We start from the raw sequence: 25,633 nt of genomic DNA, 5'->3' as shown, positions 1-25,633 counted from the left end.
ACCTGCACGCGTCGAAATCGCCGGAGAATTATCATGGAAAAGATCACGTTGAACGTCCTGTTGGCCCGTGTCGCTGTCGTTTCACTCTGTGCGTGCGCCGCGACATTCGCGCAGGCCGGCGGCAATGGAAACGGCGGTAATGGCAGCGGCGGCGCGCATGGCGCGGCGACCTCCGGTATGACGTATCACGGCGAGCCGGTTAACAGCCCGTGGAGCACCGTGCCGGGCGGCGGCATGAAGAGCGATATGGGCATGACGGATACCGCCATGTCTGCGATGCCGACTAACGACACCGCGAAGACTGCCAAAGCGGCGCAATGAGTGTCGAGCAGAACGCGAACGCCAGGCGCCGCAGATTCATTGCGGCCGGCGTCGCGACTGTCGGTGCGCGGTTGATCCAGCCTCAAAAAAAATCATCACAGCTGTTGCAGTTCGTTTTTCATCCACTCGTGAACGGCGCGACTCAAATCCTGTTGCGACATGTCTTGCGATGAGAACGCGGGCCCGACCACCACGCGGATATGTCCGCGCCCGGTAGGCCAGCCTTTCGCCGGCCACACTTTGCCCGCATTCAGCACCACGGGAACCGCCGGCACGCCGGTCGCGCAAGCGAGGCGAACGCCGCCCGAGGTCAGGCGCAACGGCGCGTCATGTGCCACACGGGTGCCTTCCGGAAAGATCACGATGACGTCGCCCTTCGCCAGCTTCTCAGCGCTTTCCTGCGTCACCGCCTGATGCGCCTGACGTGCAGAGCCACGGTTCAGGCTGACCATATCGAGGCCACGCAGCACCCAGCCGAAAAACGGAATGCGCAGTAGGTCTTCCTTGAAAACGAAACTGACGCGGCGTGGAAAAAGCGCCATGAACGTGAGGGTTTCCCACGTCGATTCATGACGGCACAAGATGATCGCGGGGCCTGCGGGAAGATGCTCAAGCCCTTCGATCGAACATGACACGCCGGGCAGCCAACGCATCACGAACACCAGCGCACGGCACCATTGTTTGGCGAGCCAGTATCGCCCGGCCCGTCCGACGAACGGAAACAACAGCAGGATGATCATTGAATACAGCGTCCCGCTACCGAGCAGGTAGACAATGAACAGCCATTTAGTGAAAGTTGCGCGCATCGGGATTCGAGTGGGAGGGTGGGCGGTGGAACGATTTCACCGTAACCCGGTGAGACCACGACAGGGGCGATACGTTCGGCGGGTGGACCGGAGCGGCCGGCCGGGGCTTGAACGCAACAGTAACTGATCAATAAAAACGCCCCTCGCGGGGCGTCATGCGTTTATCGATGGGACAAGCCCACGAAGCCATCCATCATAACAACTCATGCGGCGCTTCACGCAACCTTCAACACGCCCCTCCGCTCCTTCACCTGTACGACCTTCATCTTTGAGTCAAGCAACTTGTCGAACCGTGTTGCCGCGCCGTGCGGTATAGACACGTCAACCGGCTGGTGAAACGCGGGGTTGGTATGATTTTGTTGCACGGCTCCGTGGCCCTTGCTCTGTCAGGCCCCGGAAAAAAGGGGGTAAATCATGCGCGATTGATTTACCTGTGTTTGCCCGCATGTGCGGGTTTGCTTAAACGCAATCGACACACCGATAGACATGATCAAACCTGAATTCAACGAGCGCGACAGTGCGCGCCCCGACTTGCTGTGTCTTCTCGTCGCGATTGCGGCGGCGTCTTACGCGCTGACCAACGAATGGCGGATGGACCATGTCGTGCAGATCTGCCGTCAGTGGCTGAAGAAAAACCGCCTGAAGATGGACTGGCTGGACCGGGTGCGCATCGGCCAGCTCGCGTTGAAGATCGCCCGACAGGACCTGCTTGAGGCCGGGGTCGCCGTTCGGCTGTCCAGCGTGAACGCGCTGTTCACCAGCGAGATGGAACTCAACGAATCGAGCACGATGGTCCAGCGGATGATGGCGCTTTGCCACGACGCGCTGTGAGCGGATCGCCGCGGCTTCAACACACGCTCGTAGCCGTGGCTGCTACGTTGCGTGAAGCAGCGACTTAGCCTGCTCAAGAAGCGCGAGCGACGCGGGAAACTCGTTGCGTCCCGCCATCGTTAGCGCTGCTTCGGCGGTGCGCAGGAACAGCTCGTCGTTGGACGTCGATGCCGCCGTGCGGCTGAGGCCGGTGTCGTCGTATCGACGAAAGAACGCGAGCGATTGGAACGCGGCGAACCGGAGGTCCTGCGGTCCCGCTTTAGCGGCGATGTCGGCCGCGGCGCATAGTTGGCGGATGGCAACGAGAAAAGCAGCGTGGTCCATGGTTTCCGTCTCCTTCATCGACACCAGTGCGTTCGCTTCATGCCAGTTTGACGTGCGCCGGGTCGAAGCATTCCGCCAGCGCGGTTTGAACTTTGGCGACCGCCGTGTCGCGTAGCGCATTGATTCGCCACCCCACCTCGATCGGATACTCCGGCAGCGTCAGCGGGCAGGGCAACAGCAGAAGCCCCGTCATGCCCGCGATAGCGTGTGCGGCATGCGTCGGGATCGTCGCAATCGCCTCGCTACCCTTCAGCAGATACGGAAGCCCCGCGAAATGCGTGGTCGATGCCGCCACCCGGCGTTTGCGTCCGACGCTCGCCAGCATCTCATCGACTATCCCGACCACGCCGCCGGCCGAGACCAGAATGTGATCGCGGTTCGCGAAGTCATCGAGCGAAATCGTGGCGTTGCCGCTCCGCAGGCTGCCTGGGTCGACGAGGCACGCGTAGCGGCCTTTCCCCAGAACCTGCCGACTGAGGCCGCGTAACGAGAAGCCTCCCGACGTGATCGCGAGGTCCATCTCCTGATTGGCCAGCGCGTCCGTGACGATCTGGCTGTAGGTCTGGCGAAAGATCACGCGCAGACCCGGCGCGCGCTTCGCCATGAGCGCCATGAGTTTCCGGCCGATGGCCAGTTCGAAATCGTCGGACATGCCGATCGCCACCGCTCGCCCGGAGAAATCCGTCGGGTTCGGCGAAGCGATCGCGAGACTCTGGCGGAATTTATCGAGCGCCTCGCTCACCAGCGGTTTCAGCTCGCTGGCCCGGGAGGTCGGTGTCAGCCCCCGGCCGGTGCGCACGAACATCTGGTCGGAATAGAGGTTGCGGAGCCGTCTGAGCGCCGCGCTGACGGCCGACTGCGTCATATCCAGCCGAATGGCCGCCCGGCTCGCGCCGCCCTCCTCATACAGCGCTTCGAAGATTTTCAGCAGGTTCAGGTCGACGCCCGAGATATCACTCCGGTTCATATCAGAAAGTTCGAAATGGCGTTCCATTCATTTTATGACGGTCGCAAGATCTCGGACATCCCATTACCGGTTCAATCATCATGTCCAAGTCGAAAGTCGCTGCGCTGCAAATCGGGTCGTCGCCCAAGGGTAAGCAGGACACCCTCGAGAACATCCTTGCCTATGAGGCCGAGATTCGGGCGTCGGGCGCGTCCGTGGTCGTGTTGCCCGAAGCGCTTCTGGGCGGTTACCCGAAAGGCGAGATTTTCGGCACGCGTCTCGGCTATCGCTTGCCCGAAGGACGCGAGGCGTTCGCCGATTACTTCCGCAACGCGATCGATGTCCCAGGCCCCGAGACCGACGAACTCGCCGCGTTCTCCACGCGATGTGACGCGTCCATCGTCATCGGCGTGATCGAGCGGTCCGGCAACACGTTGTACTGCACCGCGCTGTTCTTCGAGCCGGGCGCCGGACTGGTCGCGAAACACCGCAAGCTGATGCCGACCGGTACTGAGCGGCTGATCTGGGGGCAAGGCGATGGTTCGACGCTGCCCGTCGTCGAATCGCGCGCGGGGCGTCTTGGCACCGCGATCTGCTGGGAAAATCACATGCCGCTGCTGCGCACCGCGATGTACGCCAAAGGCGTGCAGATCTGGTGCGCGCCAACGGTCGACGAACGCGAGATCTGGCAATGCTCCATGCGCCACATCGCCCATGAGGGACGCTGTTTCGTCATCAGCGCATGCCAGGTCCAGCCGTCGCCCAAAGCGTTGGGAATCAGCGTGCCTGACTGGGATGAGGACCGTCGTTTGATCAATGGCGGCAGCGTGATCGTCGGGCCGCTCGGGGATGTTCTCGCCGGGCCGTTACTCGGCGAGACGGGTCTGGTCGTTGCGGAAATCGATACGGACGAACTGATTCGCGCGCGTTACGACTTCGACGTAGTGGGACATTACTCGCGACCGGATGTTTTTTCGCTCAGCGTCGATGAGCGGCAGAAACGATCGGTGGAGTTTAACGACGGGCATCGCGGGTCGTAACGCGCGAACCGGTGAAGCGCGCAGTGCATTGACACGGAGAAAGGAAAACGCCCCTCGCGGGGCGTTTTAACGTTCAGCAATCGTTCAGTCCAGTCCAAGCCAGCCAGGCTGGCTGGCGATCACGTCAAACCCTAGTCGTTATACCGCGTGATGTCGTAATAGCTAATCCCACTCTGAGCGCCACTCAACTGCACGAGCCGTGAATTGCCCGTCAGCAGCGGCGTGAACTGGCAGTTCACGCAAGTCTGCACGCCGAGCGAATTGATCCCCGCGCTGACGGTGGTCTGATACTGGCCGAACGTGGTGTTGTTCGGCAGGCCGACGGAGAACCCGTCGACTTCGAACGGACCGGCGGCGGCCATGCCGGTCGTCTGAATTTGCACCGATGTCACCGGGTACGCGAGATTCTGACCGTTCACGAGGCTCGACCACGTCACGCTCATCGCGTACTGCGAGCCGGCCAGCGACCCGTCCGGCGTCAGGAACTGGGTCGCGAAGTCCGGCAGCAGCGAGGGCCATGCGACCGTGCCGCCCGCCGTTGCGTTCAACGGACTGCCCGGATTGACCACCGACGACTGACCGAGCAGCGCGCCGTTTTTGTCGTAGAGCGTGACCGTGTAAGTGGCAAAGGGCGGCACCGTGCTCGCATCGATCGATTGGGGCGCGTAATAGCCGGTCGACGCAGGCGGCGCGAAGCTCGCCGTCGACGACAGCGATTGCCACGACCAGCGGTACAACGACGTGTTGCTATTGGTCACGGCGGGCGACACCGGCGCGGCGCTGAGCGGCGTGTCCGATATTCCCAGCAGGCTGTTGCCCACCGCGTTGCGCGGCATCAGCCAGACCGGCGCGGCGAGCCCCGGTCCGGTGACGGACGCCGAATACACCGTCGGATTCAACGCGCTCGGAATCGAAATCGTGAGGCCGGACTCGTAGTGATTGACGTCGGCGAGTCGTGTATCGAGGAAGGTGCGGCGTGCGATCTGCGAATTGATCGACACCGCGAATTGCGATTGATTGCCGATCAGATCCCAACCGAGTTGCGTGCCGTTGGCCAGCGTGACCGGCGTCGCGAGTTGTTGCACGAACGTGTACAGCACGCCGCCGATGTTGCCGCTCGCGAGCGTGACCGGCAACTCCACGAACGCCATCTGCTTGCCGTTGCGCGTGAGAAACGCCAGCGTCTTCGGCGAGCCGAACACCGCGCCGGTGAACACCGCGTCCGGCAGGTTGTGGCCGGTGGCGAGGTCGTTTGAACCGTTCTCCACGAACGCGGCGTCGATCGCCGGCGAACAGGACGTGTTGAGTGTACCCGAGGCGGCGCAAGCCGTGAGCAGCGTGGCGAGCGGCTCCAGATAATTGGCTGCGGCCGGCGGCGCGGCGAGCATCGTCGACAGGCCGGTCTGCTTGTTCAGCAACAAGGTCGTACCCGGCGCCGCGTTCGAAGCCAGCGACAAGCCGCCACTCGGCGCACTCGCGACCAACACCGAATCGATCACCGCGTCCGCGCCGGTATGGTTCGGCGTGAAGGCGGTGCCGATCGGATCGAAGCCCGCCGCCTGAATGCCGTTCTGCGCGAGGAGGTTCGTCAGGATCGTGTCGAGTGTGATGGTGGCGATTTGCACCTGCTGCAGCGTCACCTGGGCGAGCGCCGTGCTCGCCGTGAGGTCGATCGGGTTGCCCGAGGCGGTCAGCATCGCGGCGATCGCGGTGGTCAGCGTGGTCACGTTGGCGACCGCCGGCCCCGTGCCGTTGGGCAGCCTGGCGAGCACGGAGACGAGCGGAGTGGAGAGGCCGGCGGCGTCGGTGGCGACGATCACGAACGGCGCGGTCAGGCCCTTCACGGCGATCGTGTACGCGCCCTGCGCGCCGCTGGTCGTGCTGACCTTCGCACCGGTCGCGTCGATGAGCGTGACGTTGGCGCCGACGAGCGGACTGCCGGAGGCGACCGTGCCGCTGACCGAACTGGCAGTGACAGTCTGCGTGCCCGACGAGGCGGTGCTGGAACTACCGCCGCCGCTGCAACCGCTGAGTTGGAAAAAAGCCAAAGCCGCAGCGGCCGCGAGAGCGGTGCGCACTGACGATCGATACATGAGGTTCCCCGATGCTCTGATTATTGGAGTCGTTTGTTTTTGCCGGCCGACTTTAACGAGTTCGGAGAATACTTCAAAGCGTCGTTATCGTGTCGCATGGCAAAAGTAAATCCCTATGCGCTACGGATATTACGAGTCCTCGTAAAGGCCACGAGCGGCTGCGGTTCCCGTACCGGATGGGGTTTGCCGGAGTCTTTCACGCTTGTTAGACTGGCTGCCCACACTCGCCGCAAGCGCGACCTTTGCCGCCATCCGCCTGCCGGGCGTTCATGCCGGCGGAGCGATTAATCGGAGACGCCATGTCTTACATGCTGCTCATCGTCGAACCCACCAATCAGCGCGTCGAACGCGGTGAAGCCGCCGGGCGTGAAGTCTACGATCAGATGGTGCGTTACGCCACGAACCTGAAAGAGCGCGGCAAATTGCTGGCGGTCGAATCGCTCACGTCGTTGAACGACGCCGTGCGCGTCCAGGTGCGCGACGGCCAGCCGAAACTGCTCGACGGCCCGTTCGCCGAAGCCAAGGAAATGATCGGCGGCTTCTTCCTGCTCAATTGCGACACCCGCGAAGAAGCCGTGACGATCGCCGAGGCTTGCCCGGCGGCCTCGTGGTGCACGGTCGAAGTCCGCAAGCTCGGGCCGTGCTTCATGTAGGCGATTCGCCTCGCTGTCGTTCTTTGGTTTGGGGTTTTCCCTGGCATGCCGGTTCGCCTGTCGATCCGGCGGCGCGTGGCTCGTCGTGTGAGTAAGGAGCCGCCCATTTGCGCGACTCCGCTTCTCACCACGCACAAGGAGAACGGCATGCGATTCATGATTCTGGTCAAGGCAACGGCTGCCAGCGAGGCCGGCGTGATGCCGGAAGCGTCCCTGATGGCGGCAATGGGCGCCTACCACGAAGAGCTGGCCAAGGCCGGCGTGCTGCTCGACGCTACCGGCCTGCAACCGAGTTCGAAGGGCTGGCGCGTTCGCTACAGCGGCGGCAAGCGGACCGTGGTCGACGGCCCATTCGCCGAAACCAAAGAACTGATTGCCGGCTATACGCTGATTCAGGTGCGCTCGCGCGAAGAAGCCATGGAGTGGGCGCGGCGCTATCCAGCGCCGTTCGGCGAACACGCCGACGGTGAAATCGAAGTGCGGCAACTGTTCGAACTCGACGACTTCGAGCCCGGCGCGGAACTGGAGAGGTTTCGCGATCTGGAAGCGAACCGGCGCTGAGCGTCGGCCGCTGAGTGCTGAGTGCCGACTCAGGCGCTGGTCGCTCAGCGCGCTTGCCGCGCTTCCGATAACCATGATTCATGGATGCCATCATGCACAAGCAGATTTACGTCAATCTTGCCGTCGACGATCTCGAACGCTCGAAAGCCTTTTTTAGCGCGATCGGTTTCAGCTTCGATCCGCAGTTCACCAACGAGCAAGCCGCCTGTCTGATCCTCGGCGAAAACCTCTACGCGATGCTGCTGGTCAAGGAGCTGTTCAAGTCCTTCACGCGCAAGCCGCTGTGCAATCCGAAGGAGAGCACCGAGGCGTTGCTGGGGTTGTCGTGCGAAAGCCGCGGCGAGGTGGATGCTCTCGTGGCCAGGGCACGCGCCGCCGGTGGCGCCGTGCCGCGCGCGCCGCAGGACTACGGCTTCATGTACGGCCACGGTTTCGAAGATATCGACGGACATATCTGGGAGCTGATCTACATGGATCCGAACGGCAAGGCAGCGGGCTGACGCGGTGACGATACCGGCCACCCACCGTGCCATCGAGGCAGTCTGGCGGATCGAATCCGCGAAGGTCATCGCTCACGTCGCGCGGATCGTGCGCGATGTCGGGCTTGCCGAAGAACTGGCGCAAGACGCGCTGGTGGCCGCGCTCGAGCACTGGCCCGACGCGGGCGTCCCCGACAATCCGGGAGCATGGCTGATGGCGACCGCGAAAAACCGTGCACTCGACCGCTTGCGGCAGGAAGCGCTGCATGCGCGCAAGCGTGAAGAGCTGGGCCACGACCTCGACGCATTGGAGGCGCATCTCGTGCCGGATTTCGTCGATGCTCTCGATGCCGCCCGTGCCGACGATATCGGCGACGATCTGCTGCGGCTGGTGTTCACCGCCTGTCACCCGGTGCTGTCCACCGACGCCCGCGTCGCGCTCACGCTGCGCCTGCTCGGCGGTCTCACCACGGACGAAATCGCGCGTGCTTTCCTGGTGCCCGAGCCGACCGTCGCACAGCGGATTGTGCGGGCCAAACGCACGCTGACGGCGGCCAAGGTGCCGTTCGAAGTGCCGCAAGCGGACGCGCGCGCGGCGCGGCTCGCGTCGGTGCTGCAGGTGATCTATCTGATCTTCAACGAAGGCTATTCGGCCACGGCCGGCGACGACTGGATGCGCCCGGCGCTCTGCGAGGAAGCGGTGCGGCTGGGCCGCGTGCTCAGCGGCCTGGTACCGGCCGAAAGCGAAGTGCATGGCCTTGTCGCGTTGATGGAGATTCAGGCGTCGCGTACCCATGCGCGTACCGACGCACAGGGGCGCCCCGTGTTGTTGCTCGATCAGGATCGCAGCCGCTGGGACCCGCTGCTGATTCGTCGCGGGCTGGCCGCGCTCGACGCCGCGCACGCGCTGGGCGGCGCGAGTGGCACGTATGCGCTGCAGGCCGCGCTGGCGGCGTGTCATGCACGCGCCCGCCGCGCTGAAGACACGGACTGGGCGCGGATCGTCGCGTTATACGACGCGTTGGCGCAGGTCGCGCCTTCGCCGGTGGTCGAGTTGAACCGGGCGGTGGCCGTGGGCATGGCATTCGGACCGGCGGCCGGGCTTGAGATTGTCGACGCGCTCGCCGCCGATGCCTCGCTCGCGAACTATCAATGGCTGCCGAGCGTGCGTGGCGACCTGCTGGCGAAACTCGGACGCGTGACGGAGGCGCGCGCGGAGTTCGAGCGCGCGGCGGCGATGACGCGCAACGCGCGCGAACGCGAGTTGTTGCTTGAACGTGCTCGTGGCATGGCGTCTTGAGTGGAGCGCGGTGCGCCGCGAGCACGTGTGTTGCGCGCTGCGTGCCGAGGCATCACACAGCAACCGCCCGCAGCAGATAGAACTCACGCTGCCCGGTCTCCTGCGGCGGATCGGCTAACGGTTCGAGATAACGGGTGATGCCGATTTCATCGAAGCCTGCTGCCACGCACGCCGCTTCCAACGTCGCCGCATCATGCACAGCGAAGCCGTAATCCGCGAATGGCATTTCAGCCGCGCTTTCCGGTGTGATGGCCGCGATCACCAGCGTGCCGTTCATGCGCAGTAGGCGTCGCATGCCCTTCAGGCCGGCGACGAGATTGGGCCAGAAATACGTGCTGTTGATCGCGATCGCTTTGTCGAACCAGGCGGCGGCGAATGGCATGGCGACGACGTCGGCGGTTTCGAGCGTCACGACACCGTCGCGGACATAGGCCGCATTGCGGCAACGCGCCACGGCGATCATGGTGGGCGAGATATCGACGCCGGTGTAATGCACGCCAGCGGCTTGGTCCAGCACGAACGGAACATGCGCGCCGTTGCCGAGACCCACTTCGAGAATGCGGTCGTTGGCGTGCAGATCGAGCAACTCGAACGACGCCTCGATGACGGCGCGATTCGAGTGCTCCAGCATATCGCCGACCGCGATGCCGATGCTGCCCGCCGGACAGCCGAGTTGCGGCAGCAGAATGCTTTCGTCGAGATGGGCAACGCCCGCGCCGGTTAGCTCAGTGGTTTTGCTCACGGTGATTCCTCCATGACGGATTGCGCCGGACTTCACGATTGCATGGATATTCGCATTCGCTTGTGAATTAATCCGGCATCCTTAATTTATGTCATGAGGTGGGGTGAGCGGGTATCTCTTTAATGGTCAACGAGTTCTTGAGCAAAGCGGACGTGCGACGCGTCACGCTGCCATGCGCGTCGCGCGGCCTTGAAGCCAGCCGCGCGACATATGCGCACATCAGACCGACAGAAGCGCCATGGCGCCGGTGATCACGCCCGCCGCCGCAACCACGAACGACAGATTGCGCAGCCATTTCTTGCGCGTCAGCAACGTGATCGCGCACAGCGCGATCGCCACCTGAATCAGCGTGGTGGCTTGCGCCCAGCGATGATGTCCGTGCAATAGCGCTTCGCTTTTGGCGTCGTTGTCCACGACGTCGTTTTCGATCGCTTCGGCCTTCGCGCGGATCGGTTCTTTCTGCGACTTGTATTTGTCGACGTCGGCGAGGAATTTCGCGTGAGCGTCGCTATTGCCGGTGGACAACGCCGCGCCGAGTTCAGCGAGATTCTGTTTCTCGCCCTTGGCCTGGTAGTAGTTCCACTGGTTCGACGCTTCGGTCTTTTTAATCGCGGCTTCGTTCTTGTAGTAAAGCGCGAGATTTTCGCTGTTGCCGCTTTGATAGGCGCACAGCGCGCCGATTGTCGCGAGGATCGCCGTCATCACGGCCATACGGCTCGCGAACGGGTCTTCGTCGTGGTGACCGGCGTGTTCCACTGCATGATCGTGCGGACCATGCACTTCAAACTCTTCAGACATCTGATTCTCCGAGGCAATGCTTTCTTGTCGTCTTCGGGCGGCGCGCCGGATGGTAGCGCGCGCTGAGCGCGCACCGCAATGTGGCGCGTGAGCCCGGCGGGCTCAATCTTAGCGTGTGACGCCCGACGATGGGAAAGGTGCCCGCGCGCTCAATGCAGACTCGCTGCCAGCCAGGTGCGCACGAGCGGAATGACGTGCTCGCCGCCCAGCATGCCGAGCAACCCGACCAGCGCGACGGTCGGCGGCGCCGGTGACTTCACGTTCATCACGCTGTAGAGCAGACCGACCACCACACCGGCGGCCAGCGAGACCAGATACGCTTTCATGTTGGTTGTCCCTGTTATGAGCGGTGCGAGCGGGGCGGCTGTCACGCCGCTGCGCTCGCGCCAGCCGTTACATCGTGATGACGACCCGGCCGCGTGTGCCGCCGGCCACGGCGGCATAGGCTTCGCGCGCCTGGGCGAGCGGGAAAGTCTGCGCGATGGCCGGGCCGGTCAACTGGCCGCTTTCGAAGCCTTCGACCAACGCCGTCATCAACGGCGCCGATTCCGCGACGCCGAGTTTGGCGCTATCCACACCGAGCAGTTGTGTCTCGTTGTGATAGAAATCGATCAGATCGAACTCCACGCGACGCTTGCCCGTGCCGCTGATTTCGAGCACCCGGCCGCGACGTTTGACGAGGCTCAGCGCGGTCTCGAACGCTACGCCGCCCACGGTGTCGTACACCACGTCCGCGCCTGCGCCGCCGGTCAATGCGCGCACGCGTTCGGCGGCCTGGTCGTCGAACGGCACGTAGTCATCGATCAGACGGCCTGCGGGGGTTTCCGGATCCAGCGGATGACGATCCACCCCAATGACACGCGCACCGCGCGCCTTCGCGATCTGCACCACCGCACCGCCGACGCCGCCGCCCGCGCCGATCACCGCAATGGTTTCGCCCGCCTGCAGATGCGCATACTCGACGGTGCCGAGCCACGCGACCACGAAATTCACGCCGATCGCGGAAGCTTCCGCGTGGCTCAGCGTTTTGGGCTTGCGCGACAACGCGGTAACCGGAATCTTGATGAACTCGGCATGCGTGCCGTCGCGGGTGAAGCCGATATCGCCGCCGGTGCCCCAGACCTCGGCGCCGATCCAGGCCTCTGGGCCCTCCACCACCACGCCGCTGAAGTCGCGCCCCGGCGTGCGCGGCAACACCGTGTGTTCGAAATGACCGGAGACGTTCTTGACGTCGCTCGGGTTCACCGAGGCGGCCTTGACCTGCACGACCACGTTGTCCGCATCGGCATGCAAGGCGGGCAGATCGGTGTGTTCGAGCACTTCCGGATTGCCGAAGGACTTGAATTGAATGGCTTTCATCGCGTGTCGCTCCTGTTGGGTCTCGGGCTGCATGAGCAGCGGATTGAGGCTAGTGTAGATGGCCGGAAGAACGGCGTCATGACAAACACTTTCGAATTTCGGACAAAACGCGGAGCGAGGGGTGTGGCATTCGAGGCCGCCGCACGCGGAGTTTTCAATACGCGCGTTGCGCAGCGCATTGCAGGCCAGCTTTCAGCCTCGGCCGGATTTCGCCTGCTCGGGCTCCACCGCCGCTACCGAAGCCGCCGCTGCTTCTCCCAGCGTGCCGCCCGGATCGAAGCCCGTAGGCGGCGCGCCCAACTCGCGTCGGAACATGTCGCTGAAGCTGCTCGGCTGGAAACCAAGCTCACGGGCGATGCTGCTCACCGAACGTCCTTCGGCGAGCCCGGAAACGGCGACGGCCAGTTGCACTTGACGTCGCCATTCGGCGAATCCCACGCCCAGTTCACGCGTGAAGAGCCGCGCCAGGGTCCGCACGCTCGCGCCGACCGACGCCGCATGCTGCTCGAAGCTGATCGCGATCGACGGGTTCGCGATCACCGCGCGGCAGAGCGCTTCGAGACGCCGGTCCGAGGCATCGGGCAGCGCGATGCGCAGCGACGAACGCGGCGCGCGTCCCAACTCCAGCACGGCGAGACGATAGGCGGCTTCGAGATAGGCCTCGTCGCCCGTTTGCGTGCGCTCGTATTCCGCGATCGACGTGATCAGCTCGCGCAGCAGACCGTTCACTTCGAACACGTCGCTGCGGCGGCTCAAATGGCCGACGTTGCGCTCGTGGAAGTAGAGGTTGCGCATCTCTACGTCGCTCATCATGTGAATGGAATGTGGCGTGCCGCCCGGCAGCCAGACCGCGCGTTGCGGCGGCACGACCAGCGCCTCCCGGCCGACTTCGACCCACATCACGCCCGACATCGCATACAGCACTTGCGCCCACGTGTGCGAGTGCGGCTCGATGCGCAGCCCGCGCGGGTAGTGACGCGCGAGCGCGCCGGCGCCGGCGGCGTCGCGGAGTTCAGGAGGGCGGGCTTTGGGCACGGTGGTGGCAGGCGGCTCGGGTCGCGCTTCGCGAATGAGGATCGCGGACCGTGGCGGTCCGTGGGCGAAGCATAGCGCGCGGCGCGGCTTGCGTCAGGCGCGGTGTCCCATCAACAGCAGCAGCACCGACAGCGTGATCACGGAACCGGCCGTGGACAGCAAAATGGTCCGCGACGTGATGTGCGCCTCGCGTTCGTAGAACTCGGCGAGCATGAACGGGCCGGTGCCGGTGGGCAGCGCGGCCAGCACCACGGCCATTTCGACCAGCGTGGGCGGCAGCCCGAAGACCCGCGCCGCGAGCCACCAGGTCAGCGCCGGCTGCACCACCAGCTTGACGCCGGTCAGCAGCAGCGCAACGCCGCGCGCGCCGGGCTCCGACGGCCGCTTTTCGGCAAGGAACAAGCCGAGGCTCACCAGCGCGCACGGACTCGCAGCGCCGCTCAGCAACTTCAGAAACGTCTCCGCGCTGGCCGGCATGGCGACGTGAAAGCTCGCCAGCAGCATGCCCGCGATCGGCGACACGATCAGCGGATTGCGCGCTAGCGCGCGCAGCACTTTCAGACCCAGCTTGTGCGGCGCTCGCTCGGTCTGCAGGCCAATTTCGATCAGCACGATCGCGAACGCGAACAGCACGCTGGCGACGAGGATCGTCGCGATCGTGGTCGGCGTCAGGCTGGCGGGACCGAAAGCGATCAGCGCTAAAGGAAAGCCGATATAGCCGGTGTTCGGATACGACGCCGCGATCGCATCGACGCTGGCATCGGCGAGATGCCGTCCGTTCATCAGACGCAGTGCGAGGATTAGCAGGAACACGGCGACGCACGCAATCGAGAAGGTCGCGACGAAGGCCGGCTGATACAACTGCTGCCACGTGGCGCGCGCCATCGTATCGAACAGCAGCGCCGGCAGCGCGAGCCAGACCACGAATCGATTTAGCTCCGACGCGGAGTTCGGTCCGAGCACGCCGCGTCGGCGGCATGCGAAGCCCGCGAAAATCAAACCGAAAACGGGAAGCAGAATTTCGAGGGTGGCTAACATCGGGACGAACGGCTTTGGAAAAAGGACGATCCGCCAGCGTAGTGGCTTGCGTTGATACAATCCAATACTGTTTTTCGAGTCCAACGATACCTTTTTAGCATCGTCATTTCGGGTAGGCGCATCGTGATCGATTTCAAGCCGCTACGCTACTTCGTGACGCTGGCCGAGACGCGCCATTTTGGCCGTGCCGCGGCGCGTCTGAATCTGTCGCAACCGCCGTTGAGCCGGCAACTGGCGGCGCTGGAGGCGAACCTCGGTGTCGTGCTGATTGAGCGCAGTCCGCGCAGCGTGACATTGACCGCGGCGGGCGAGCGCTTTTACGCAGACGCGAAGGCGATTCTCGCTTCGCTCGATCAGGCGGTGAACAACGCGCAAGCGGCGGCGCATGGCGACGCCGGCAAGCTCGCGATCGGCTTCACGATGTGCGCGGCGTACAGCGTCGTGCCGGGTTATGCACGCGTGTTCGGCGCGGCGTTTCCCGACGTGGCGTTGAATCTGCGCGAAGTCGTATCGAACGATCTGGCCGCGCAGGTGCTGGCCGGACAGATCGACGCGGCCATCATGTTTCCGAACCTGCCGGACAAAGGGCTGGCCACGCGCACGATCCTGAGCGAACCGTTGTGCGTTGCGCTGTCGCGCGGGCATCCACGGGCGCGTGCCCGACGGCTGAAGATTGCGCAACTGGCGGGGGAACCGTTCGTGCTCGCTTCATCGGAAGTCGCGCCCGGTTTGCGTGCGGCGATTCTCGACCATTGCCGGTCGGGCGGTTTCGAACCGGATATCCGCTTCGAAGTGCAGTTGCAGCAGACCGTGCTGAGTCTCGTCGATGAAGGCGTGGGCGTGGCCCTGGTGCCGGCTTCGATGCGCAAGGCGCAACTCGCGGGCGTGGTGTTCCGGCCGTTGATCGATGCGCCCTTGATCGAGCAGGTGCTGGCGTGGTCGCCGGCGAATCGCAATCCGTGTCTGGCGCGTTTTCTCGAGTTGGCGTGAGCGGGTGGTTTATGAGTTGGCGAGCGGCGGCGTGGCTGGGGTGACGGCGTTGTCCGCGTAGCGCAGCGCATCTTGCCTGATGCGCTGGCGGCACCAGAAGGTCCACGCCGTTAGCGCGGCATAGACGCCGTAGCGCACCGCTTCCGAAGCCAGCGCCGAGTGTGGATCGTTCGGCCATTGCCAGACGATCAGCGTGCGCACCATGTTCTCGCCGATCATGCCGAGGCCCCAGACGAGCGTCATCAGGCGGATATACGCGGCGAGCGTGGGGCGCTCGCGCCAATGCTTTTCAAAGTTCTCGGCGTCGCGGTGACCTTCGCGCATCATCGTCGAGCGGGCGAGATAGAACACCAACGGCCGCCGCAGCGCGAGCGATACGAGAAACAACGCGCCGATCATGGCTAGCACCATGGGGTCTTCGAGCGCGCGTATTTTTGGGCTGCTGCCGAAAGCGGCAGCGAGAATCGACAGCGCAATGCCCACTAGCACGAGCGCGCTGAGCGCGTCGAAATGACGACGGTGCAGCAAGTCCCAACTCATCCACGCGATCAACGGCAGCGCCGACGCGGCCAGCGCGCCGAGTTGGCCCCAGTGCGGGAACGCGAGCCGGTAGGCGAGCCAGGGTAAGGCGACGTTGATCACGAGGGCGCTGAGGTAGCGTAGGCGGGGGTTCATCGACTAAGCCGTGAGTGGGAGTCCATGACGCTTGGATGGCGTGCGTGTTGCGTCAACCCGGTTGGGCAAAGCTACTCGACGAGTGTAGGGCGAACTCCTCTCTCATGCCAAATTCGGTCGCGCGCGGCGACGGCGGTCCCGACCTTTGCGACGAACCCGGCGGATAGAAAATCTGCGATGATCGAGCGCAACCCTATCCGAGCTTCGTCGCCAAACCACTCGCACTTTCCCATGCCCACCCAGCCCACCCTCACCACCGACCGCCTGACCCTAACCCCGCACACCCCCAACGACTTCCTCGACAGCTACGCGATGTGGTCCGATTCCGAGGTGATCCGCTACATCGGCGGCAAGCCCTTCACGCGCGAAGAAGTCTGGGCGCGTCTGCTGCGTTACGCCGGGCATTGGGCGATGCTGGGATACGGCTACTGGGTGGTGCGGGAAAAGCAGAGCGGCCGCTTTGTCGGCGAAGTCGGCCTGGCCGACTATCACCGTGAGATCGAACCGTCGTTGCTGGGCACGCCTGAAATTGGCTGGGCGTTGAACCCGGCGCTACATGGCCGCGGTTATGCGACCGAAGCCGTGCGCGCCGCGCTCGGTTGGGCCGATGCGCAATGGCCGGACAAGGAGACCGTGTGCCTGATCGCACCGGAAAACCTGCCGTCGCTGAGTGTCGCGCGTAAGTGCGGCTACCGCGAACGGCTGCGCACGCCCTACAAAGGGAGTCCGACCATCGTCCTGCGTCGCGCGCCGAACACGGGTTAAGCCGCCCGCTGTTGCGCGATCAGATGCGCCAGCCGCTCGATCTGCTTACCCTGCGCATCGAAATTGCCGGCGTCGAGCCAGCGTGCATAGCTCGCACGCAGCGCGGGCCATTCACCGTCGATCACCGAAAACCACGCGGTGTCGCGATTGCGCTGGTGATACACGATCGCCTGCCGGAAGATCCCTTCGAACGTAAAGCCGTAACGCAACGCGGCGGCGCGTGACGGCGCGTTCAACGAGTCGCACTTCCATTCGAAGCGGCGATAACCCAGCCCGTCGAAAACCTGCGTCATCACCAGGAACATGGCGTCGGTGGCAATGCGCGTCTGCTTCAGACGCGGCGAATACGTGACATGCCCCACCTCGATCACGCCGTTCACCCGGTCGATTCGCATGAGCGCCAGCGTGCCGACCGCCTTGCCGGTCGCGAGATCGATCACCGTGTGGTGCAGCGGATCCGGCGACGCGGCCATGCGCGTCAAATGCTCGCGATAAGCGGCGAGACTCTCGAACGGACCCACGTTCAGATAGGTCCAGTCGCGCGCATCGGCGGCCGAGCTGTACGCGTCGTACAGGTCCGCGGCATGACGCTCCACGTCCACCGGTTCGATCCGGCAATAGCGGCCCGTCAGCGGCGCGCGGCCGGGTGCCTCGGCGCCTTTCCAGTCCAGCACGGGCACGCCGATCGGCTGCTCGAACTCGTTGTGTCTGGGTTCCATCGCTGTTCTCCTGTTGTTGCGGCATCAATGATCGTCGGCGGCTGCCGTTCATCAGGAACGATACGGCAAACGTGGTATGTTCAAAAGATCCACGCCAAACCCATTTCATAGGTCCAGCCGCAATGATGGAAATCATTGGTCCGCTCGCCAACCCGGCTGCGGCGACTGCCGCGAGCGCCGCCGACAAACCCCCACCGCTGCAAAAACAGCTGATCGAACGTTTGCAGCAGGCGATTCTCGCCGGACGATTGCCGGCGGGTTCGCTGCTGCCTTCGTCGCGTCTGCTGGCGGCGGAGATGGGCGTGTCGCGCAACACAGTCGTGATCGCGTATGAACATCTGGTCGCGACCGGTTACGTGGTGGCCGACAAGAAGGGCACCCGCGTGAGCCCACTGTCCAGCCCGGCAGCGCGCGGCGAGCCGGCGGCGCCGTCCGCTGCGCCCGAGGTGGCTTACGCGGCGCGCGTCGGCCAGTTCGCGGCCACCCGCACCCACGCCGACAACACGTTTCCGATGACGCCCGGCACGCCCGCGCTGGACCGCTTCCCGCTGAGCGCCTGGCGGCGCGCGCTCGAACGGTCGCTGGAGCGCGCGTTGCCCTTCACGCTCGGCTACGGCGCGCCGGCCGGCGAACCGGCGCTGCGCGACGCGATCGCCGGCCATTTGCGTATCGCGCGCGGCGTGCGTTGCGACGGCTCGCAGGTGGTGATCACCGAGGGCGCGCAGGAGGCGCTGAACCTGTGCGTCCGGCTGCTGACCAATCCCGGCGACGTCGCGTGGGTCGAGGACCCCGGTTATCGCGGCGCGAAGGCCGCCTTCAACGTCGGCGATCTGACCACGCTGCCCATGCCGGTCGACGCCGAAGGCATTGCCGTGCCCGCCGACGCGTGGCGCGCGCATCCGCCGAAGCTGATCTACACGTCGCCCGCGCATCAGTATCCGACGGGGGCGGTGTTGTCGGTGGCGCGTCGTCTGGAGTTGATCGCGCAGGCGCGCCGCTGTGGCGCGTGGCTGATCGAGGACGACTACGACGGCGAGTTCCGCCACACCGGCGAGCCGATCGCCAGCATGCAGGGTCTCGTCGCCGACGCGCCGGTGCTGTACGTCGGCTCATTCAGCAAGACCATGTTCCCGGCGCTGCGCATCGGTTTCGTGGTGCTGCCGCGTGTGATCGTCGAGGAATCGGCGGTGGCGCTGCAGGAGATGCTGCGCGGCGGGCATCGGCTGGAGCAGATGGCGCTGGCGCATTTCATCGAAAGTGGCGAGTTCGGGCGGCATCTGGGGCGGATGCGGCGGGTGTACCGCGAGCGTCAGCAGGCGTTGCGCGACGCGCTCACGGTCCACTTCGCGCCGGCGCAGATTCTGGGCGGCAACTGCGGCATGCATTTGACGCTGCGCTTGCCGCCGACCATCGACGACCGCGCGTTAGCCGCGCGGGCCGTCGCCGAAGGGCTCAATCCGCGCGCGCTGTCCGGGTTCGCGTTGCAGCCCGATGAGCAGACGAATGGGCTCGTGATCGGCTACGGCAGTACGCCGGCGGAGCAACTGGCGGCCGCCGCTCACGTGCTGGCCACGCTGGCGCGCGAGCTGGAGGGCAAGCCGGCAAGCGGGGCGACAGGTAGGCCCAAAAGCAGCCCAGCAAGCAGCCCAACAAGCAAGCCAACCAGCAAAGCAAAAAAAGCAATCGCCCCCCAGTCTGACGTGTAAGTTTTTGCGTTTGTCCGCGCGGCCCATGTCGCGCTATCGTGTCGTTTATGCGCGGCGAAATCGACAGGCGCAAACGTCGACGGATCGCCCCGCAGCTCATGCCCAGCGCGCCGCGCTGCAACATCGCGCAACAGGCGGAGCGCGCCTGCCGGGCCGCTGTCGAGCCCGGGCATGAAGAATGCCTTTGTTGTGGTTATCTATGACGATCTATCCGACCGGAGACGACATGAAGGAAATCGAACCGACCCCGTGGTTTGAGCTTGCCGCCCACACACCTGCACGCGAAGGCTGGTACGAGGTGCAATTGACGAGCGGGGACACGGCTTTCGCCAAATTCGGCGAAGGCATCTGGACTGAAAAACCGTTGCTGGTATTTACACACTGGCGCGGGCTGTCCGCCGATCCATCGAAAGCCGGTGAAGGCGAAACCGAATCGATCGCCGCCGAAGCCACCGCCGCGGAAGGCGTGCGCGCCGCATGGAACGCGTTCTTCCCCGGACTCGGCGAAGAACAGCACAAGCCGCTGGATGCGGTGCCCAACGGTAAAGCGCCTCACTGATTGATGCAAGCGCGGGCAGCGGCTGACAGGCCGCTACCCGCAATCACTTCATCGCGTTCCAGCCACCCTCTTTTTTACATGCCCACGAGTTCGCCGATTTCCGCAATCGTCCCGGCGCGAACCGCGCTCGTTGTCATGCATTATCAGACGGATATTCTCGGCCTCTTTCCATCGATCGCACCGACTTTACTCGCCAATACGCGCAGGCTGTGCGACGCCGCGCGGGCTGCGGGCGTCAGCGTTTATTTCGCCAATCTCCGTTTCAGTCCGGGTTATCCGGAAGTCAGCCCCTTGAACAGGAATGGGCAGGGCATCAAGCAATTGGGGCTTTTCGTCGACGACCGGCTCTCACCGGAACTAGACCGGCAGGCGAGTGAGCCGGTCATCACCGCACATCGCGCCAGCGTGTTCTTCGGCACGGATTTGCAGGTGCGGCTTTCGGCACAAGGGATCGACTCGTTGATCATGGTCGGCATTGCGTCGACGGGTGTCGTGCTGTCGTCGTTGCCTATGCGAGCGACGCCGACTTTCGCCTCTACACGGTCAAGGATTGCTGTTACGACCCGGATCAGGTCGTACACGAGCATCTGTTCGCCACGGCGTTCGAATCGCGTACGACCGTGCTGTCACTCGCGGACGCCGTGCTGCTGCTCGCCCGCTAGTGGTCGCGCGGTGCGCGCGCACGCTTACTCCACCCCCTCGGCAAACGCCTTGAGCGCGTCGCCCGCCAACCGGTAACGCACCCACTCGCTTTGCGCGCTTGCGCCGATCGCTTCGTAAAAGCCGATTGCCGGTTCGTTCCAGTCGAGCACGCTCCATTCGAAGCGCCCGCAGCCGCTTTCGCAGGCGATCTGCGCGAGGTGGCGCAGCATCCGTTTGCCCGCGCCGCTGCCGCGTGCGGCCGGCGACACATACAGGTCTTCCAGATAAAGCCCGTGTTTGCCGAGCCAGGTGGAATACGAATGAAAATAGACGCAAAAGCCGATGGGCTCGCCGTCCATTTCGCAGATCAACGCTTTCGCGGTGGCGGTCGCGGAAAACAGGCTCGTTTCGACGTCTTCGACGGAAGCGATGACTTCATGCTCCGCCTTCTCGTACACCGCGAGTTCGGTGATGAAGCGAAGAATCAACGCGGCGTCGGCTGCGTGTGCGCGGCGAATGTGAATGGTCAAGGTCAGGTGCTCGATCGGTTGAAGGTGGACCGACGTCGCGCGAAGACACGCGGGTTTCGGATCAGACAGACATCGTAGCGTCGATCGGCGTGAATTGACCAGCATTCTCGGCGATTGAGATTGACGCGTCGTGACCTGATCGTTTACTGTCGAGTCATGGACCTCCACTCGATTCCCTTCGCTGCCGTGACCACCACGACGACCACCTTCACAGGCGGGTCGTCGGGAGGTTGCGCACGCTAGCAGCACGAAGCAGTGGCAGACCACCCAAGGCCCCGCCGGAAACGGACGGGGCCTTGGGCATTTCTGGACCTCCGTTTGCGGCAACCCTCACCGCGATGAGCGGCATTCGACTAAACGGAGCGTGACTGTGAACGACATCGACCATCGTGTTTTAGGCAATAAACTCGACCTGTTCCATCAGCAGGAAGAAGGCGCCGGGATGGTTTTCTGGCATCCGCGTGGCTGGGAGTTGTATCGCGTGCTGGAAGATTATGTGCGCGTCCGCATGCGCCGCGCCGGCTTTCGCGAGATTCGTACGCCGCAATTGCTGGCGCGTTCGCTGTGGGAAAAAAGCGGCCATTGGGAGAAGTTCGGCGCGGCAATGTATTCGCTGGCCGACGCGGAAGAAGGGCGCGCGCTGTGTCTGAAACCCATGAGTTGTCCGTGCCACGTGCAGGTGTTCAATCAGCGCGTGCGTTCTTATCGCGAGTTGCCGGTTCGGTATAGCGAGTTCGGCGCGTGTCATCGCGATGAACCGTCAGGCTCGCTCGAAGGCTTGAAGCGCACGCGCGCGTTCGTGCAGGACGACGCGCATGTGTTCTGCGCGGAGTCGCATATCGAGGGGGAAGTGGGACGCTTCTGCTCGCTGTTGCGCGCGGTGTACGCGGACCTCGGTTTTCCCGACTTCAAGGTCGCGCTCGCCACGCGGCCGGCGTCGCGCTCGGGCAGCGAAGCCACGTGGGATCACGCGGAAAGCGCGTTGGCGAATGCCGCGCGCGCGGCAGGTCTAGAGTTCGATCTGCTCGAAGGCGAGGGCGCTTTTTACGGGCCCAAACTGGAGTTTCATCTCATGGACAGTCGCGGGCGAAGTTGGCAATGCGGCACGATCCAGCTCGACTTCGTGTTGCCTGAGCGGCTCGACGCGGAGTTCGTCAACGAGCGCAATGAACGCGAGCGGCCGGTGATGATTCACCACGCCGTGCTGGGCAGCATGGAGCGATTTATCGCGATGCTGCTCGAACATCATGAGGGATGGTTGCCTGTGTGGCTCGCGCCGGAGCAGGTTGTCGTCGCCACGATCAGCGACGCGAATGCGCCTTATGCGCAGGAGGTTCTGCAAGCGCTCGATGACGCGGGCATTCGGGCGCTGGTCGACAGCCGGCCCGAGCGGCTGGAGAAGAAGATCGTCGACGCACGCGAAAAGCAGGTGCCGCTTCTGGTGGTCGTCGGTTCGCGCGACGAGCGTGATCGGACGATCAGCATCCGTCAGCGCGACGGACAGCAAGCGACAGTGTCGCTGGAGGACGGTGTCGAGCGGCTGAAGCTCGCCGCGCAGCCACCGGCGATGCCATCGAGAAGCTGATACCGATGCCGTGTTCGCACAAGGGCGCGATAGAACGCGTCCTTGTGCGCTCGCTGCCAACCGTGGCAACGCGCAAAAGCAACAAGCATTGCCTTGCGTACAGCGCGAAGTGGTACCTGTCGCCATGCGCATGCATTGAACGCAACCCTCGCACCTACGCGTAAAACGCCGACGGCACCACGCCGAAATGTCGCTTGAACATCGCCGCGAACGCGCTTTGGCTCGTATAGCCATGGTCCATTGCGACCGCAATGATCTTTTCGCCATGCGCGAGCCGTTTCAACGCCAGGAGTAAGCGCGCCTGCTGCCGCCAGCGCCCGAACGTAATCCCGGTTTCACGCTGGAACCAGCGATGAAACGTTTTCTCCGATACATCCAGCGTATTCGCCCATGCGCCGATGGTGCGATTGTCGTCGGGCGCCGCAAGCACGCTGTCGCACACCGCGCGCAAACGGGCATCGGTCGGCCACGGCAGATACAGCGGCAGCAACGGTACCGCGTTCAACTCCGCCAGCAGCAACTGCATCAGATGATCGTCGCGCGAACCGGCGGTGTAGTCCTGTGGCACGTCGATCGCCGCGAGGATCAGCTCGCGCAGCAACGCATGCACTTCGACCACGCAACTGCGCGTGGGCAAATGCGCGGCCGCGCCGGGTTCGACGAACACTGTGCGCATCTTCACGTCGCCGCTCATCTGCACCGAATGGTCGACGCCCGGTTCGAGCCACACGCCGCGCGTGGGCGGCACGACCCACGAGCCCGTGGCGGACTCGATCATCATGACGCCTTCGATCGCATACAGCAGTTGCGCGCGCCGATGCCGATGCGCCTCGATCAGCGTGCCGTGCGGATACCACGCGGCCATGGCCGAAACCGGCATGGGCGTGCTTTCGAACGGCACGTGCGCGCCGGGTGCGGTCGGCGTTTCGGCGCGTCTTTGTGCGGCGAGGGTGACGTGAGCGGCGCGCGCATTCATTCGTGTTTTTTGCCATTGATCGAAGGGTTGACCGTTTCGCGACAAGTAAAGACTTTTTCGCGCGAGACGGACCTGGGTTGCGGGCTCACCATTCCGGTTCACTTCGAAGCCCGTATTCATCCCAACGACAGTCGGTCAGAGCGCGATATGAAGAGATCGTATTTCCTGTTTCCCTTTGTGGCAATCCTGCTGTGGGCCGGCAACGTGATTGTCTCGAAGCTGTCCGCCCATACCATCGACCCATCGGCGATTACGTTCTACCGCCTGTTGCTGGCGGTCGCGCTGATGAGCCTGTTCACGCTGAAGCCGGCCTGGCGCAACCGCGCGGCGATCGTCCCGCAACTGCCGAAGCTGGCCGTGCTGGGCTTTCTGGCGATGGCGCTGTTCCAGAGTCTCTCGTACGAGGCGGCCAAAACCACCACGGCGACCAACATGTCGATCATCACCGCGCTGGTGCCGCTAATGACGATGGTCGCCAGCACCCTGCTGCTCGGCGAGGCGCCGACTAGCGGCATGGTGGGCGGCGGCGTGCTGTCGCTGGTCGGCGTGGTGTATCTGATCACGCAGGGCAAGCCCGCGATGCTGCTCGACAACGGCGCGCATCTCGGCGATCTGCTGATGATTTTCGCCGCGCTTGCTTACGCGTTGTACGGCGTGCTGCTCAAGCGCTGGCATGTCGGCTTGCCGTCGTGGCAATCCACCTACCTGCAGGCGCTGTTCGCGCTGCTGTTCATGCTGCCGATGCTGTTGCGCCTGCCCGCCGCCGAAGCCGTGCCGACCCGCGCGAGCGTGCCGCTGGTTCTGTACGCGGGCGTGCTGGCTTCGGTGGTGCTGCCGTTTCTGTGGATGCAGGGCGTCAAGCATCTTGGTCCGAATCGCTGCGCGCTATTCATGAACGTGCTGCCCATCGCGACCGCGCTGATTGCTATTGCGATGCTCGGTGAAACTCTGCATCCGTATCATCTGCTCGGTGGCGGTACTGCGCTCGTCGGCGTGATCGTCGCGCAGATGTTCCGGCGGCCTGCTGCGGAAGTGGCGGCACGGCAGTAACAGAAAGCATGGGTAGCGCCTGGACGTCGCGCCCGCCGGTGCAAAACCGTGAGCATCCTGCGAGCGGACCTGCTTTGCGCGTGACGAGATACGTAGAACTCGCCACGCGTAGCCGCGTTGCTTCAGACGGCAATCACGTCTCGCTGACGGATCAGATGCGCGTGCAGCCCGTCCCACAGACACATGCGTTCATCGATCGCCGCCAGACCCGCTTCCAGCGCTTCGCGCAACTTGTGCGGATCGCCGCCCGCGGCCTCCGCGATCATCGTGCGTGCGGCTGGCCCGTGTTCGCCCGAATCCACCTCGATATGACGATCGAGGTAGTAGCCCAGCAGCGGCACGCCGGCGCGGTCGATCATCCAACTGGCGAGCAGCGCGCGGAACATATCCGGAATTACGTTTTCGCGGCCGTAGAAGAAGTTGCCGAGCACCTGATGCGTCGCGCCCTCGTAGCAGGTCGCGAAGGTCGAGTTGACGAAGCGGATCACCGGCGCGGGGGCGTCGACCGCGCTCATTGCGCTTTGCACGCTCGCGCCGTCGGCCAGCAAACCGATCATCCGTTCGATACGTTCGGTGCTCGCACCGACATCGCGCATGGCGTGCAGATACAGATCGAAGTGACTCATGGGGCCCTTCGGCGTTTCGTCGCATTCCTCGCCGAGGACGATCTGATTGATCAGCCGCGCGGCGCTCGCATTACGCGGCGCGATCCACGGCAGCGTGATGGTCGTGAGATCGGCTTGCAGCCGCTTGACGAGCGACATGAAGTCCCACACGGCGAACACGTGCCATTCCATGAAGGTGCGTAAACCGTGGATGGTTTCAATCGCGTGGAAGACCGGGTGCTGAGCGAGCGCCGTATGGCGTCGGGCGAGTTGTGCTTCGAGCTGTTCGATGTCGTTCATGGTGATCGTTATCCTCGGAATGTCGCTCCGATAGCGGTCAAGGGAACGGCGACAGCGCAGACCCGCCGCCATCGCGGAAGCGGGACGACCGTGCCCATGCCGATTCGGCGCATGTATTAAGTAAAACGCTTTGGGTTTGAAGAGGGACGCGCCGATGGGCGGGTGATATCCCATGACGTGGGTTTTGAAAGCCACGTCACGGAAT

The 25,633-nt window shown here is 64.0% G+C and carries 28 protein-coding genes and 1 pseudogene; 14 read left to right on the top strand and 15 right to left on the bottom strand.

Translation table 11 applies throughout. The features are described 5' to 3' along the window. The first annotated feature begins 33 nt into the window (after positions 1 to 33). Entirely contained in the window at positions 34 to 321 is a 288-nt protein-coding gene (locus GGD40_RS27975; protein WP_257030611.1) for a hypothetical protein, read from the top strand. 95 nt (positions 322 to 416) lie between these two features. Here GGD40_RS27975 and GGD40_RS27970 read toward each other — a convergent pair whose 3' ends face one another. Then, positions 417 to 1,127 carry a lysophospholipid acyltransferase family protein gene (locus GGD40_RS27970; protein ID WP_179711359.1) on the bottom strand — a complete coding sequence of 237 codons (711 nt, stop codon included), beginning with the start codon at positions 1,125 to 1,127 and terminating at the stop codon, positions 417 to 419. A 486-nt stretch (positions 1,128 to 1,613) separates the two neighbouring features. Here GGD40_RS27970 and GGD40_RS27965 point away from each other — a divergent pair, with 486 nt between their 5' ends. Beyond that, positions 1,614 to 1,958 (top strand): hypothetical protein, encoded by a 345-nt coding sequence (locus GGD40_RS27965; protein ID WP_179711361.1) that lies wholly within the window; start codon positions 1,614 to 1,616, stop codon positions 1,956 to 1,958. A 42-nt stretch (positions 1,959 to 2,000) separates the two neighbouring features. On the opposite strand, the gene GGD40_RS27960 is transcribed toward GGD40_RS27965, so the two are convergent. Together GGD40_RS27960 and GGD40_RS27955 are read right to left on the bottom strand one after the other, a co-directional pair. Then, positions 2,001 to 2,300 (bottom strand): hypothetical protein, encoded by a 300-nt coding sequence (locus tag GGD40_RS27960; protein ID WP_257030610.1) that lies wholly within the window; start codon positions 2,298 to 2,300, stop codon positions 2,001 to 2,003. A gap of 19 nt (positions 2,301 to 2,319) precedes the next feature. Then, complete coding sequence (locus GGD40_RS27955) at positions 2,320 to 3,249, bottom strand: LysR family transcriptional regulator (protein WP_179711363.1); 930 nt, start codon at positions 3,247 to 3,249, stop codon at positions 2,320 to 2,322. A gap of 80 nt (positions 3,250 to 3,329) precedes the next feature. On the opposite strand from GGD40_RS27955, the gene GGD40_RS27950 reads away from it, so the two are divergent. Next, on the top strand, positions 3,330 to 4,268 hold the full coding sequence (locus GGD40_RS27950) for a carbon-nitrogen hydrolase family protein (protein ID WP_179745851.1): 939 nt from the start codon (positions 3,330 to 3,332) through the stop codon (positions 4,266 to 4,268). 131 nt (positions 4,269 to 4,399) lie between these two features. Here the strand turns inward: GGD40_RS27950 and GGD40_RS27945 are convergent, their stop codons facing one another. Then, complete coding sequence (locus tag GGD40_RS27945) at positions 4,400 to 6,361, bottom strand: carboxypeptidase-like regulatory domain-containing protein (RefSeq protein WP_179745850.1); 1,962 nt, start codon at positions 6,359 to 6,361, stop codon at positions 4,400 to 4,402. A gap of 299 nt (positions 6,362 to 6,660) precedes the next feature. Here GGD40_RS27945 and GGD40_RS27940 point away from each other — a divergent pair, with 299 nt between their 5' ends. The 4 genes from GGD40_RS27940 to GGD40_RS27925 all read left to right on the top strand — a co-directional run bounded on the left by GGD40_RS27940 (position 6,661) and on the right by GGD40_RS27925 (position 9,354). Continuing rightward, the gene (locus GGD40_RS27940) at positions 6,661 to 7,014 is read left to right on the top strand and encodes a YciI family protein (RefSeq protein ID WP_179745849.1); all 354 of its coding nucleotides are present in this window, start codon (positions 6,661 to 6,663) and stop codon (positions 7,012 to 7,014) included. Positions 7,015 to 7,161: 147 nt separating this feature from the next. Further along, positions 7,162 to 7,575 (top strand): YciI family protein, encoded by a 414-nt coding sequence (locus GGD40_RS27935; RefSeq protein WP_179711369.1) that lies wholly within the window; start codon positions 7,162 to 7,164, stop codon positions 7,573 to 7,575. A 92-nt stretch (positions 7,576 to 7,667) separates the two neighbouring features. Continuing rightward, complete coding sequence (locus tag GGD40_RS27930) at positions 7,668 to 8,075, top strand: VOC family protein (protein WP_179711371.1); 408 nt, start codon at positions 7,668 to 7,670, stop codon at positions 8,073 to 8,075. A 4-nt stretch (positions 8,076 to 8,079) separates the two neighbouring features. Beyond that, positions 8,080 to 9,354 carry an RNA polymerase sigma factor gene (locus GGD40_RS27925; RefSeq protein WP_179711373.1) on the top strand — a complete coding sequence of 425 codons (1,275 nt, stop codon included), beginning with the start codon at positions 8,080 to 8,082 and terminating at the stop codon, positions 9,352 to 9,354. Positions 9,355 to 9,406: 52 nt separating this feature from the next. Here the strand turns inward: GGD40_RS27925 and GGD40_RS27920 are convergent, their stop codons facing one another. The 6 genes from GGD40_RS27920 to GGD40_RS27895 all read right to left on the bottom strand — a co-directional run bounded on the left by GGD40_RS27920 (position 9,407) and on the right by GGD40_RS27895 (position 14,326). Next, positions 9,407 to 10,096, bottom strand: coding sequence for a class I SAM-dependent methyltransferase (locus tag GGD40_RS27920; RefSeq protein ID WP_179711375.1), 690 nt, complete (start codon positions 10,094 to 10,096; stop codon positions 9,407 to 9,409). Positions 10,097 to 10,315: 219 nt separating this feature from the next. Beyond that, positions 10,316 to 10,894, bottom strand: a complete 579-nt coding sequence (locus tag GGD40_RS27915; RefSeq protein WP_179711377.1) for a DUF4337 domain-containing protein — start codon at positions 10,892 to 10,894, stop codon at positions 10,316 to 10,318. A 149-nt stretch (positions 10,895 to 11,043) separates the two neighbouring features. Continuing rightward, positions 11,044 to 11,220 carry a DUF1427 family protein gene (locus GGD40_RS27910; protein WP_179745848.1) on the bottom strand — a complete coding sequence of 59 codons (177 nt, stop codon included), beginning with the start codon at positions 11,218 to 11,220 and terminating at the stop codon, positions 11,044 to 11,046. Positions 11,221 to 11,287: 67 nt separating this feature from the next. After that, a complete protein-coding gene (locus tag GGD40_RS27905) occupies positions 11,288 to 12,253 on the bottom strand; it encodes a quinone oxidoreductase family protein (protein WP_179745847.1) in 966 nt (321 codons plus the stop codon). A 192-nt stretch (positions 12,254 to 12,445) separates the two neighbouring features. After that, entirely contained in the window at positions 12,446 to 13,288 is an 843-nt protein-coding gene (locus GGD40_RS27900) for an AraC family transcriptional regulator (protein ID WP_179745846.1), read from the bottom strand. Positions 13,289 to 13,381: 93 nt separating this feature from the next. Further along, positions 13,382 to 14,326: an AEC family transporter gene (locus tag GGD40_RS27895; RefSeq protein ID WP_179745845.1), complete on the bottom strand. Its 945-nt coding sequence runs from the start codon at positions 14,324 to 14,326 to the stop codon at positions 13,382 to 13,384. A gap of 123 nt (positions 14,327 to 14,449) precedes the next feature. Here GGD40_RS27895 and GGD40_RS27890 point away from each other — a divergent pair, with 123 nt between their 5' ends. Beyond that, positions 14,450 to 15,316 (top strand): LysR family transcriptional regulator, encoded by an 867-nt coding sequence (locus GGD40_RS27890; protein WP_179711384.1) that lies wholly within the window; start codon positions 14,450 to 14,452, stop codon positions 15,314 to 15,316. 9 nt (positions 15,317 to 15,325) lie between these two features. Here GGD40_RS27890 and GGD40_RS27885 read toward each other — a convergent pair whose 3' ends face one another. Beyond that, entirely contained in the window at positions 15,326 to 15,991 is a 666-nt protein-coding gene (locus GGD40_RS27885; RefSeq protein ID WP_179745844.1) for a VC0807 family protein, read from the bottom strand. Positions 15,992 to 16,222: 231 nt separating this feature from the next. On the opposite strand from GGD40_RS27885, the gene GGD40_RS27880 reads away from it, so the two are divergent. Beyond that, the gene (locus tag GGD40_RS27880) at positions 16,223 to 16,756 is read left to right on the top strand and encodes a GNAT family N-acetyltransferase (protein ID WP_179745843.1); all 534 of its coding nucleotides are present in this window, start codon (positions 16,223 to 16,225) and stop codon (positions 16,754 to 16,756) included. Here GGD40_RS27880 and GGD40_RS27875 read toward each other — a convergent pair. Continuing rightward, complete coding sequence (locus GGD40_RS27875) at positions 16,753 to 17,475, bottom strand: GNAT family N-acetyltransferase (RefSeq protein WP_179745842.1); 723 nt, start codon at positions 17,473 to 17,475, stop codon at positions 16,753 to 16,755. The two genes, GGD40_RS27880 and GGD40_RS27875, sit on opposite strands and share 4 nt — an antisense overlap. A gap of 122 nt (positions 17,476 to 17,597) precedes the next feature. Between GGD40_RS27875 and pdxR the strand changes: the two genes are divergently transcribed. The 3 genes and pseudogenes from pdxR to GGD40_RS27860 all read left to right on the top strand — a co-directional run bounded on the left by pdxR (position 17,598) and on the right by GGD40_RS27860 (position 20,402). Further along, positions 17,598 to 19,181, top strand: a complete 1,584-nt coding sequence (gene pdxR, locus GGD40_RS27870; RefSeq protein ID WP_179745841.1) for a MocR-like pyridoxine biosynthesis transcription factor PdxR — start codon at positions 17,598 to 17,600, stop codon at positions 19,179 to 19,181. Positions 19,182 to 19,407: 226 nt separating this feature from the next. Next, a complete protein-coding gene (locus GGD40_RS27865; RefSeq protein WP_035563965.1) occupies positions 19,408 to 19,740 on the top strand; it encodes a hypothetical protein in 333 nt (110 codons plus the stop codon). A 78-nt stretch (positions 19,741 to 19,818) separates the two neighbouring features. Further along, positions 19,819 to 20,402 (top strand): annotated as a pseudogene (locus tag GGD40_RS27860) (isochorismatase family cysteine hydrolase). Positions 20,403 to 20,426: 24 nt separating this feature from the next. Here the strand turns inward: GGD40_RS27860 and GGD40_RS27855 are convergent. After that, on the bottom strand, positions 20,427 to 20,912 hold the full coding sequence (locus tag GGD40_RS27855) for a GNAT family N-acetyltransferase (RefSeq protein WP_035560247.1): 486 nt from the start codon (positions 20,910 to 20,912) through the stop codon (positions 20,427 to 20,429). A 370-nt stretch (positions 20,913 to 21,282) separates the two neighbouring features. Here GGD40_RS27855 and thrS point away from each other — a divergent pair, with 370 nt between their 5' ends. Next, the gene (gene thrS, locus GGD40_RS27850) at positions 21,283 to 22,497 is read left to right on the top strand and encodes a threonine--tRNA ligase (RefSeq protein WP_179745840.1); all 1,215 of its coding nucleotides are present in this window, start codon (positions 21,283 to 21,285) and stop codon (positions 22,495 to 22,497) included. A 154-nt stretch (positions 22,498 to 22,651) separates the two neighbouring features. On the opposite strand, the gene GGD40_RS27845 is transcribed toward thrS, so the two are convergent. Further along, entirely contained in the window at positions 22,652 to 23,377 is a 726-nt protein-coding gene (locus GGD40_RS27845; protein ID WP_257030729.1) for an AraC family transcriptional regulator, read from the bottom strand. A gap of 243 nt (positions 23,378 to 23,620) precedes the next feature. On the opposite strand from GGD40_RS27845, the gene GGD40_RS27840 reads away from it, so the two are divergent. Beyond that, positions 23,621 to 24,523 (top strand): DMT family transporter, encoded by a 903-nt coding sequence (locus GGD40_RS27840; RefSeq protein WP_179745838.1) that lies wholly within the window; start codon positions 23,621 to 23,623, stop codon positions 24,521 to 24,523. 122 nt (positions 24,524 to 24,645) lie between these two features. Here GGD40_RS27840 and GGD40_RS27835 read toward each other — a convergent pair whose 3' ends face one another. Then, positions 24,646 to 25,428, bottom strand: a complete 783-nt coding sequence (locus GGD40_RS27835; protein ID WP_179745837.1) for a DUF3050 domain-containing protein — start codon at positions 25,426 to 25,428, stop codon at positions 24,646 to 24,648. Between the last annotated feature and the right edge of the window lie 205 nt (positions 25,429 to 25,633).

The sequence above is a fragment of the Paraburkholderia bryophila genome (genome assembly GCF_013409255.1).
Lineage (GTDB): Bacteria > Pseudomonadota > Gammaproteobacteria > Burkholderiales > Burkholderiaceae > Paraburkholderia.
Note: the sequence above shows the minus strand (reverse complement) of the source record. Positions and strands in the feature narration are given on the sequence as shown.